This is a genomic window from Pseudoalteromonas sp. S3260 (assembly GCF_005886925.1).
Lineage (GTDB): Bacteria > Pseudomonadota > Gammaproteobacteria > Enterobacterales > Alteromonadaceae > Pseudoalteromonas > Pseudoalteromonas tetraodonis.
On sequence record NZ_PNCV01000033.1, the window covers coordinates 24,966 to 36,292 of the forward strand.

Consider the following 11,327-nt stretch of genomic DNA (forward strand, 5'->3'; position numbering starts at 1 on the left):
TATTTACCTTTATCTATTGGCTTTATCACACGGGTTGTTTAGAATCGGAGAAAACATACAGGTCTGACCTGTCAGCGGGAGAGAATAATAAATGTCTGAGCAAAACATACTTAAAACACCAAAAGGCGACCGTATTGCCATCGTAAGCGGCTTACGTACTCCTTTTGCTAAGCAAGCGACTGCGTTCCACCATGTACCAGCATTGGATATGGGTAAGCTAGTGGTTAATGAAATGCTTGAGCGATTAAATTTCGACAAGTCAGAAATCGATCAATTGGTTTTTGGGCAAGTAGTACAAATGCCAGAAGCGCCAAATATTGCGCGTGAAATTGTATTGGGTACTGGGATGCCAGTATCGGTTGATGCATACTCTGTATCGCGTGCGTGTGCGACGAGTTTTCAAGCGATAGCAAACGTTGCCGAATCAATTATGGCAGGCTCTGTAAGCGTAGGAATTGCCGGTGGTGCCGATTCATCGTCTGTATTGCCAATTGGTGTAAGTAAAAAATTAGCGGGTAGCTTAGTTGATTTAAACAAAGCACGTACGCTTGGTCAGCGTTTAAAAATATTCTCAAAACTACGTTTAAAAGATTTATTGCCAGTGCCGCCAGCGGTTGCTGAGTACTCAACGGGTTTATCAATGGGACAAACAGCCGAGCAAATGGCTAAAACCCATAACATTAGCCGTGAAGATCAAGATGCTTTAGCGCATCGTTCTCACTCTCTGGCAACGCAAGCTTGGGCTGATGGCAAGCTTAAAGATGAAGTAATGACGGCTCATTTACCGCCTTATAAAAGCTTTATTGAAGAAGATAATAATATCCGTAAAAACTCAACGGTTGAAGGTTACGCCAAGCTTAAGCCAGTATTTGACCGTCAACACGGCTCAGTCACTGCTGCCAATGCAACCCCACTAACTGATGGCGCAGCAGCAGTGTTAATGATGAGCGAAAGCAAAGCCAAAGCTTTGGGTTATGAAATTTTAGGTTATGTGCGTAGTTTTGCGTTCTCAGCCATTGGCGTAGAAAAAGACATGCTAATGGGGCCGGCTCACTCAACGCCTATCGCACTTGATAGAGCGGGTATTACGTTAGCTGATTTAGACCTTATTGAAATGCATGAAGCGTTTGCATCGCAAACCTTAGCGAATATGAAAATGTTTGCTTCAGATAAATTTGCACAAGAGCACTTAGGGCGTAATAAAGCCATAGGTGAAATTAACATGGATAAGTTTAACGTGAACGGCGGCTCGCTTGCATATGGTCATCCATTTGCGGCAACCGGCGCGCGTTTAATTACACAAAGTTTATACGAGCTTAAGCGTCGTGGCGGTGGTTTAGCGTTAACGACTGCCTGTGCTGCGGGTGGTTTAGGTGCAGCCTTTGTATTGGAGAGTGCGTAATGACAGATTCAGTATTTAATTTAACGGTTGATGATAACAAAATAGCCGTAGTGACAATTGATGTACCGGGTGAAAAAATGAACACCCTGCGAGATAGCTTTGCTGATGATTTAAAAGCATTATTAGCACAAGCTAAAGAGCACGCAGTTAAAGGTATGGTATTTATTAGCGGTAAAAGCGATAACTTTATTGCTGGTGCCGATGTTAAAATGCTAGACAACGTGCAAAAGCGTGAAGATGCATTAGCTATTAGCGAATTATGCCATCAAGCATTTTTTGATATGAAAAAGCTTCCGTACACCACAGTTAGTGCTATACATGGCGCAGCACTTGGTGGCGGTTTAGAATTTGCTTTAGCCTGTGATTACCGCGTAGGTACAGATAGCGATTTAACAAAAATTGGTTTACCAGAAGTACAACTAGGTTTATTACCTGGCGGTGGTGGTACACAGCGCTTAACTAAAATCGTGGGCATTCAAAAAGCCCTCGAGTGGATGCTAACCGGTAAACAAATTCGTCCTAAACAAGCTAAAAAAGCCGGTGTATTGGATGATTGTGTACCACAAAGCGTACTGTTAAAAGTGGCTAAAGAGTTTGCGGCGAAGAAAAAGCCACAAGCTAAAGAGCCTAAACTTGATAAGATCAGTAAGTTATTAGAATCAAACCCGTTTGGCCGTAACTTTATCTTTAAAAAAGCTAAAGAAAACGTTCTTAAAAAAACCGGTGGTCATTACCCTGCGCCGCTTGCAATTATTAAAGCGGTACGTGCAAGCGTAGAGCTTGACGAAATGAAAGCGTATAAAACTGAAGCAGAAGGTTTTGCCACATTGGTAATGAGTGATGAGTCTAAAGCACTGCGCGGCATTTTCTTTGCAACCACTGAAATGAAAAAAGAATGGCGCAATGATGATGCTCCCGCGATTAGTAAAACTGCCGTGTTAGGTGGTGGCTTAATGGGCGCAGGTATTGCCCATGTGAGTGCGGTTAAAGCTAAATTGCCGGTGCGTATTAAAGATGTGGCAGAGCAGGGCATAAGTAATGCCATGAACTACACATACAAAATTTTAGATAAGCGTCTTAAACGCCGTATTATGTCTAAAGCCGATATGCAGTTAACGATGAACCGCATTACCGGCACTACCGATTACAGCGGTTTTAAACACATAGATTTAGTGATAGAAGCCGTATTTGAAGATTTAGAACTGAAGCAAGGTATGGTTGCTGATGTAGAGCAGCATTGCCAAGCGAATACTATTTTCGCAAGTAATACTTCGTCATTACCTATTTCGCAAATTGCAGCAAAAGCAGAACGCCCTGAAAATGTAATTGGTTTACATTATTTCTCACCAGTAGAGAAAATGCCACTGGTAGAAATTATTCCTCACGAAGGCACCTCAAAAGAAACGATTGCTCGTGTAGTTAACTTTGCGCGTAAGCAAGGTAAAACGCCAATTGTGGTAAAAGACATGGCCGGTTTTTACGTAAACCGTATTTTAGCGCCATACCTGAATGAGGCGGCAAACTTAATGCTTGCCGGTGAGCCAATTGAAAAAATTGACGCAGCCTTAGTTGAGTTTGGTTTTCCAGTAGGGCCGTTGGCACTGCTTGATGAAGTCGGTATTGATATTGGTTCTAAAATCGCGCCAATTCTTGAAAAAGAATTGGGTGAGCGTTTTAAAGGCCCAGATGCTTTCTCGCGCATGATTGATTCAAAGCGCTTAGGCCGTAAAACGGGTCGTGGTTTTTATGAATACGACAAGAAAGGCAAAAAGGTTGATGAGTCAGTCTATGAGCTACTAGGTGTAACCCCAGCTCCACGTTTAAATAAAAACGAAATTGCTAAGCGTTGTATCTCACAAATGCTTAATGAGGCCGTTCGCTGTTTAGATGACGGTATTATTGCCAGCCCGCGTGATGGTGATATTGGTGCTATTTTTGGTATTGGTTTCCCACCGTTCTTAGGTGGCCCGTTTAGCTATATGGATAAATTAGGCGCAGGTAAAATAAGCTCTGATATGTCTACTCTGGCTAACAGCAACGCTATTTTTGCACCCTGTGAATCACTGGTTGCAATGGCTGATAAAGGCGATAAGTTTTACACAACAGCCGCCAATAAAGCTGAAGTGGAGTTAGCGCAAGGTGATGATAAATCAACTGACACTCCAAATGAGATGACTGAACACAAAGATTAATGTTTTAAGTTAACGTAAAAAAGCCGCAAATTATGCGGCTTTTTTAAGTTAACGTAAAAAAGCCGCAAATTATGCGGCTTTTTTTATGTTTGATAATCAGTAATACCCATACACCATAATACTTAATTAAGCGAATTGGTAAAAAGTTGCGATATGGATGCTTATTTACAGTAACGCTTCAATGGCCTTTTTATCTTTATCAGGCATGTTGTCGACCACCAAATTAAACGAGTTATCAATCATACGCTCAATTTCACCCTGTGGTACTGAGCCGTCTAAAATCACTGTATTCCAAAGGCGTTTATTCATATGATAACCTGGAATAACGGCAGGGAAAATATCCCGTAATGATTGCGCCTCATCAGGGTCGCACTTTAAGTTTAGCCACCAAATAGGTTCGCCGTTTTCATCGGTTTCACCCTCATCGCTCAGTGCAAGGGTGGCGAACATCTTATGGTTTACTTTATATACATCAACATCTTTAGCAAAAGGTTGCGTTAGTTTAACTAACGGTTTGTTCATTAAATAAGTATGTACAGTTTGTTGGTTCATGAGCCATTCCTTGAGGTCATAATCGATAACTTAACCATAGCAGCTTTTTGCCACTAGATAACACGTGTTTCAGTCTAAATTACAGATTTATAAGTCAATACGAAGTAAGAAGCTAATCATATCACTTTATTGTTGAACAAAATCAGTTTCGTGGTATGTTTCTCGCAATCAAAAAAACAATAGGAATTCACCCATGCCAAAGGCAAGTGATGTTAAAAAAGGGACGGCTATTGACTTTAATGGCCGTGTATTAGTAGTAAAAGATATTGTACGCTCAGTACCACAAGGTCGTGCTGGTGGTAGTTTATACCGTATGCGTTTATACGATGTAGTAACGGGTAGTAAAGTTGACGAAACATTTAAAGACAGCGATATGCTTAACCTTGCAGATTTAACCCGTCGTGAAGCCATGCTGTCGTACATTGATGGCGATGAGTATGTCTTCATGGATAATGAAGATTACACGCCTTACAATTTAAATAAAGACGCCATAGCGGAAGAAATTCAATTTGTTAATGAAGAGACCCAAGGTGTGCACGTTATTGTGATTGATGGTGCGCCAGTTGGGCTTGATCTTCCTTCAAGTGTTGAACTTGTTGTTGAAGAAACCGACCCTTCAATTAAGGGAGCTTCAGCCAGCGCTCGCTCAAAGCCTGCACGCTTATCAACGGGCTTAACTATTCAAGTGCCAGAGCATATTTCAACGGGTGATCGCATCCGCATTAATACTGCCGAGCATAAGTTTATGGGCCGTGCTGACAAGTAAGCCGCTATAAATCTATGTTGATTAGCCGAGTATTTAAGTTGCTCGGCTTTTTTGTGTCTGATTTGCCCCTCAAATTGATTAAGCATTATTGCTGATTAGCAGCATGCGTTGCTTCAAATTTAGCCAGTTTAACGCTATTATACGCGCCTTATTTTTGAGCTGGTTGAGGTGGTGGTGTTATTTATTTTGCTTAGCGGTGTATTTATAGCGCTTATGTATTTAGAAACCATTAAAAAGGGCATGCCTGTTAAACGCTGGTTATTTTTAGGTGGCGTGTTTGGTCCTGTTGCTTGGTGCTTGTTTAATGTGCATTATCGACGTGCATTGATACGCAATATAGGTGTAAATGCGTGTCTATGGCGTGCTTAACTGGTCGCTCTAATTAAACTGAGTTTTGATTGGCTTTGTTGTTGTTTTAAAAACGCAGTAAATTCATCTTTTGAGAGTGGTTTAGAGTAGTAATAACCCTGCAGTGTTTCACAGTTTAGCTCTTCAAGTATGCTTATTTGCGACGCTTGCTCCACCCCTTCGGCAACTACATGCAAATCAAGGTTATGCGCAATAGTGACGATAGAGTCCACCATATTGCGGCCACGTTCAGTCTTCATATCATCGATAAAGGCTTTATCTACCTTAAGCGTATTGAGTGGAAACTGCTTTAAATACGCAAGTGATGAATAGCCGGTACCAAAGTCATCCATTGCTAAGTGAATACCACGGGCACTTAAAGAGCACATAATCGCAATGGCTTCTTGTGGATCGTCCATTACGGTGCCTTCAGTTATCTCAAGCTCTAAAAAGTACGAAGGCAGTTCATTTTTTTGTAAAATCACATCTATGCGCGAGGTTAGATCGGGTAGGCTAAATTGTTTTGCTGATAAGTTAACAGCAACACGGGCATTAAATAAGCCTGCATCTAACCACTGTTTTACATCGCGACAAGCTTTGTTTAAAACTACTTCACCAATTTCAATAATTTGCCCTGTTTCTTCGGCAATTGGAATAAATACCCCTGGGCTAATAACCCCCTTTTTCGGGGTAATAAAACGTACCAACGCTTCCATTCCAGCAAGCTTACCAGTACGAATATTCATTTTAGGCTGGTAATACACCTCAAAATGATCTTCTTTTAAGCCAAAGCGCATTAGGTTTTCTATTTGCAGTCGTTTTACTGCTTGGCGGTTCATGGTGTCATTAAAGAACAGGTAGCTATTGCCTTTCTTTTTAGCATGATACATCGCAGTATCGGCGTTCTTTAATAGTATTTCGGGGGTGTTACCATCTTCGGGAAACAACACTATACCAACGCTTGAGGTGATAGCAAGTTCATGGCCTGCCATTTTAAATGGTGTAGCTATGGCCGCCAAAAACTGTTTAGCCATGCGAGTGATAGTGAGAATATCGTTGGTGTTTGACATAACTAGCGCAAATTCATCGCCGCCAAGGCGATAAAATACGTCATTTTCACGGGTGAGCTTATTTAAACGCATAGCAAGCTTTGCCAGTAAACTATCACCTAATTGATGGCCTAATGAGTCGTTTATCTTTTTAAAGTTATCTAAATCAAATACGAGTAATGCATGATGAGAGTGCTGCTTTGCGAGTTTTTGTAAGTCAGAAAAAAACAAATTACGGTTAGGTAAGCTGGTGGTGCGATCTATGTTTGATAAATTATTGAGCTCTGACTCCGTTTTTTTACGCTCGGTTAAATCTGAATACACCACCACATAATTTGTTATTTGATTTTGTGCGTTTTTAATTTCATCTATTGAAATTTCAAATGGCAGCAGAGCATGATCGCTATTGCGAAGCTTTACTTCTTCTTGAATATGTTCGTGCTTTCTAACGGTATTTTTTATGGATTCTATATAGCTTTTGTCGTAACCGGCTAAATGAAATTCTTTTTTAAGGTATTGCTCGCGTACGCCGCCAAACAAAGTTAAAAAGCTGGGATTAATATCTACAAGCCTAAAGTCTTTATCATAAATGGCCAGCGCATCAGTGAGTGACTCAACACATTTTGCAAATAAGTTAAGTCGATCTTCCGTTGATTTTAACTGCGAGATATCTCTCACTGTGCCAGTCATTCTCAGTGGGCTAAGGTTAGCGTCTTTTTCAATGATTTTTCCGCGGTCGAGCACCCAGTGCCATTTACCAAAGCTGTCTTTAATACGATAAGTTGCTTCAAAAAAAGTACTTTCTTCGGCAAAGTGTTTTTTTAGTAGGTAATCAACATGGGTTAAATCGCGGGGGTGGATCAAGCTTTTATTCGGTGGAAATTCTACTAGGTTATTACTATTCATCACGTATTTGTCATTGATACGAATAACTTTACCGGTTTTGATATTCCAATCCCAAAGCGTGTCACCACTACCTTCTACGGTACTTTTTAATCGTTTTTCAGAAAGCTGTAATTGAGAGTGTGAACGCTTGAGTGAGTGAACAATCGTTAACAAATAAACCACAACTAACGACATTATTGCGCACACGCTCACGACCAACGCATTTAAATTCAAGTTAAACGATGACTCGAATGCACTCGCTGAGTAGGCTGTGGCCAAAGAGGCCAACAATAGAATGTATTTTATTATTTTTATTTTTTTCATTGTCTTACTTCTTATTAACAAAAGACAATCTAAATCAAGCGCGAGCAAGAGTCAAAGAGAATGCGAATAAAGAGGTAGTTTCTCAGACAAATTCACAGATTTGGCACTTAAAAGCTCATATCTTGGGCGATCTGCATTAAAAATTTCAGCGGCGTAGGCTTTTAAATCTTCAAGCGTTAATGCGTTTAAAGAATCCAGCAGGCGTTGCTGCATATTAAACCGATGATCGCCATTACCTATAGCAAGCCATAAACGTTGTGAACGTAAACGCAAATTTTTGTCTTTTTCAGCAATATGGGTTGTTAATCCATGTTTTTGTTGCAGCCAGTCTTGTTCTGTTAGTTCATTAATTGTTGCTAAATACTGGCTAATAAATAAATTATGCCTGTGCAGTAACGTGGTGGGCTCAAATTTTGGTGATTGTATATAAAAGGCAATACCAGCACGGGTATTAAAAGGAGCGTATCCTGCGCCTACTAAATAACCGAGTTGTTGCGTGGTTCTGAGTTCATTAAAGTAATCTTGATTAATTAAATGATTCAGCGCCATCATTTTCACTTTTTCAATAACGTCATCGCTTTGTGCTTGGTAGTAAATCACCATGGCATTATCGCTGCAGGCAAGTTCAAGCTCGTAGCGGGTCACTTTAGTAATTTCATAAAGTGGGCGCTTTAAATCGTTGATAACGGCTGATTTTTTAAGGTGCTGAGCGACCTTCTTTTGAAACTCAAGCGCATCATTTTGCTGCCAATTACCATGTAAAAAAGACTCAACATGAAGGGCATTAAAAAACGCTTGTCTAAATTCATTAAACTGATGGAAACAGGTGTCTTTGAGTGCATTTGCTAACTCGTCAGGCTGAGGATTCCACGGCATTATTTTAGCGCCTAAAATACTAAATAGCTCACTAACGGGTTTGTTTTGATTGCTATTACGCCAATGTCTAACTAATTGCTTTTTATATTCTGCAAAGCGTTTGGCACAAATTTTTACGTTAAATAGTGCATCAATCAGCTGATCGACTAATTCGAGTTGGCTTGAAGAAAGCCCCGCAGTGTGAAGCGTTAAGCCACCTTGATGAGAGGTTAAGTGATAACTTAAGCCCGCAAGTTCCGCTGGGTAAAACTGTTCGCCAACACTGTCCATGAATAAATCTGAAAATAACCGCGTCAGTGCCATATGTTTCACATCTTTTACTGCAAAGTCAGAGTCCATGGCTAAATAAAAATGCCCTTTGGCGACTCTAAAGGTGGCGTCTTGTTTAAACCAAAAGTCAAAGCCTGCTTCTTTTACCAGTAATGTTGGATGTCGTTGCTGTGATTCAACCGGATATAAAATGACATCTTTAGCTAAATAAGGATTAGCCGTGGGCAATAGCATTTCACTTTGTGGCTGGCTAATCTGTGCAAGTGCTTCGAGCCAATGTAGCGACAATTTTTCAATTTTATAGGGGGTGTTATACCAAGCAGCTGTGTGTTCAGGCTCTACACCCGGATGAATAAGCACTAAACGCATGTTGTGCGGAGTTAACCATTGCATCGCCATTTCATGCGTGCTGGCTTTAAAGCCCTCCATTAAATAGTCACCCTGTAAGTAATTAACTTCATCGTAATGTTGCATGTTAATACTTAAATTACTGACCCAATCAATTAGGCGAGACTTTTCTTGGTTATCAAATGCGATTTGTAATAGTTTTTGCTTATCTTGATATAGGCGAGGGAGTTTGCCGATGTTGTTATTAATTAAACAAATGTATTCAAACACCATTTCAATAATATCTTCGTAGTATTCAATGCCTTCATCGGTCAGCGCCATACTAATATTAAAGTCTTTAAAATTACTGCCATTAATTCCGCCACCTGCAGAGAGGGCATTGATCCAACCTTGCTCTTTAAGCACAGAATACAACGAGCCTTGCCCCTCATAACCTAGTAAGTGCGCAATAAAGCTGACCGTTTTATGACGATAAAAATCGTCAATGTTTGGCATAGCAAAGCTAATAATCAGCTTTTGTACATGCTTGTGTGGCTCAATATGGAGCAACTTACCCAAGTCTTGGCTGCGATAAAGCGGCGCTTCTATAGGTGGCTTTAACTTGCTGTTATTGCCTTTAATCTGCCAGAAATATTGAGTTGCCCATGCCTCAAGTGTATCTAATGACTCATTGGCACAAATCACTAACGTCATCCACTGAGCTTGGTAATGCTGATTAAAAAAGTCACGTAATTCATCACTAATACAGCGTTGTCTATCTGCTAATGTTTGTAAGTTTCCCACGGAAAATTTAGCAAATGGGTGTGCAGGGTTAACCGTTTCTTTATGCACTTGATAAATTCGACGGCCATCGTCTTTAATTTTTAATTTAAACTCAGCCTCAATAGCATTACGTTCTTTTTCTATTTCAGCGGGGTTTAGTGTAGGCGCTATAAAAAACCGGCTAAATTGCGCTAATGCTGTTTCAATATAATGGTTATTAATATCAAAGAAATAGCAGGTATGCTCTGTGCCAGTCCACGCGTTGGTATTGCCACCAGACTGCGAGACAAAATTATTAAAACTTCCTGATTCAGGATAAAGGTCAGTGCCTAAAAACAACATATGCTCTAAAAAGTGCGCTAAGCCTTGCCTATCAAGCGGATCGTCAAAGTGACCAGCGTTAACAGCCATGGATGCGGCAGCTTTTGCTGAGTCTTGATCGTGCACTAAAAGTACTTTTAGACCATTGTCCAGTGTTAGTGTGCGGTAAGCTCTGTTATCATTGGTGCTGATTTTCAAATGATGCTCCTGAAACTAAACGTATAATTGTTAACAACAGATGATAACTTCAGGAATGCAATGCTATTTACCTGAACATCATGAAAGAACTATTTTAAGAAAATAAATAGGTTTGAGTTATTAATATAGCGGAAATTCGAGCAAACTGGCTACTGTTTTATATTCTTTAATTGGTTGATTTATTATGAAAACAATCTTAATAATGCGCCACGGCGAAGCAACGCCAATGCAGGCCGATGATGCAGCGAGACAGTTAACCCAAAAGGGTCATATTGAAGCTGAAAAAATGGGGCTGTGGCTGGCAAAAAACTATGCACCCGATGCGCTGTTAGTTAGTCCTTACATTAGAGCTCAACAAACAGCAAAAGGGGTTGCTAAAAATAACACGTTTAAATTTAGCGAAACCTGCAAAGACATTATACCTGAAGGTAAACCGCAAATTGCAGCCGATTACATCGAGACGTTAATAGCGGCGCACCCTGCGTGCAATACTTGGCTAGTAGTGGCGCACATGCCCATAGTAAGTTATTTGGTTGATCAGTTATGTGTGGGCCATATGCCTATTTTTAATACCGGTGCAGTTGCCGTAATTAATTATAATGAGCAAACCCAGCGCAGCGAATATAAAAACATAAATGCGCCTGACACTGTTTAATGCCAAACAATTTGGAAAATATAAATTATGACAATTGAACGCCTTCAAACTAATGCGCGTATGAGCCGCATAGTAAAGCATAACGGTATTATTTATCTGTGTGGACAAGTTTGTGCAGACGCTGAAAAAAATATTAAAGAGCAAACTCAAACTATGCTCGATAAAGTAGCTACTTTACTAGATGAAGCCGGCAGCTCGAAAGAGAATATGCTAAGCGCGACTATATATGTAAAAAGCATGGAGTATTTTGCTGAGATGAACGAGGTGTGGGATGCCTGGGTACCTGAAGGCTATGCCCCTGCACGCGCCTGTGTTGAAGCTAAAATGGCTCGAGATGGCTTGCTTGTTGAAATTTCGGTTGTTGCTGCAGTTAAGTAAT

Annotated in this window: 9 protein-coding genes; 6 read left to right on the forward strand and 3 right to left on the reverse strand. The window is 40.4% G+C overall.

Annotated elements, in window-relative coordinates:
* Positions 1-91 precede the first annotated feature (91 nt).
* On the forward strand, positions 92-1,402 hold the full coding sequence (fadI, locus tag CWC14_RS05510) for an acetyl-CoA C-acyltransferase FadI (protein ID WP_013464510.1): 1,311 nt from the start codon (positions 92-94) through the stop codon (positions 1,400-1,402).
* Positions 1,402-3,594 carry a fatty acid oxidation complex subunit alpha FadJ gene (fadJ, locus tag CWC14_RS05515; RefSeq protein WP_138561739.1) on the forward strand — a complete coding sequence of 731 codons (2,193 nt, stop codon included), beginning with the start codon at positions 1,402-1,404 and terminating at the stop codon, positions 3,592-3,594. The genes fadI and fadJ overlap by 1 nt, the downstream gene beginning before the upstream one ends.
* Positions 3,595-3,759: 165 nt before the next feature.
* Here fadJ and CWC14_RS05520 read toward each other — a convergent pair whose 3' ends face one another.
* Entirely contained in the window at positions 3,760-4,146 is a 387-nt protein-coding gene (locus tag CWC14_RS05520; RefSeq protein ID WP_138561741.1) for an MmcQ/YjbR family DNA-binding protein, read from the reverse strand.
* Between the two features lie 193 nt (positions 4,147-4,339).
* On the opposite strand from CWC14_RS05520, the gene efpL reads away from it, so the two are divergent.
* Both efpL and CWC14_RS05530 read left to right on the forward strand, forming a co-directional pair.
* Complete coding sequence (gene efpL, locus CWC14_RS05525; protein ID WP_138561743.1) at positions 4,340-4,912, forward strand: elongation factor P-like protein EfpL; 573 nt, start codon at positions 4,340-4,342, stop codon at positions 4,910-4,912.
* Positions 4,913-5,086: 174 nt separating this feature from the next.
* Positions 5,087-5,281 carry a hypothetical protein gene (locus CWC14_RS05530; protein WP_138561745.1) on the forward strand — a complete coding sequence of 65 codons (195 nt, stop codon included), beginning with the start codon at positions 5,087-5,089 and terminating at the stop codon, positions 5,279-5,281.
* Here CWC14_RS05530 and CWC14_RS05535 read toward each other — a convergent pair.
* Both CWC14_RS05535 and CWC14_RS05540 read right to left on the reverse strand, forming a co-directional pair.
* Positions 5,278-7,518 (reverse strand): sensor domain-containing protein, encoded by a 2,241-nt coding sequence (locus CWC14_RS05535; protein WP_138561747.1) that lies wholly within the window; start codon positions 7,516-7,518, stop codon positions 5,278-5,280. The genes CWC14_RS05530 and CWC14_RS05535 overlap by 4 nt on opposite strands.
* A 51-nt stretch (positions 7,519-7,569) precedes the next feature.
* Complete coding sequence (locus CWC14_RS05540) at positions 7,570-10,293, reverse strand: insulinase family protein (protein ID WP_076921550.1); 2,724 nt, start codon at positions 10,291-10,293, stop codon at positions 7,570-7,572.
* Between the two features lie 184 nt (positions 10,294-10,477).
* On the opposite strand from CWC14_RS05540, the gene sixA reads away from it, so the two are divergent.
* Together sixA and CWC14_RS05550 are read left to right on the forward strand one after the other, a co-directional pair.
* Positions 10,478-10,948, forward strand: coding sequence for a phosphohistidine phosphatase SixA (gene sixA / locus CWC14_RS05545; RefSeq protein WP_041454371.1), 471 nt, complete (start codon positions 10,478-10,480; stop codon positions 10,946-10,948).
* 27 nt (positions 10,949-10,975) lie between these two features.
* A complete protein-coding gene (locus CWC14_RS05550; RefSeq protein WP_011327663.1) occupies positions 10,976-11,326 on the forward strand; it encodes a RidA family protein in 351 nt (116 codons plus the stop codon).
* Position 11,327: the final 1 nt, after the last annotated feature.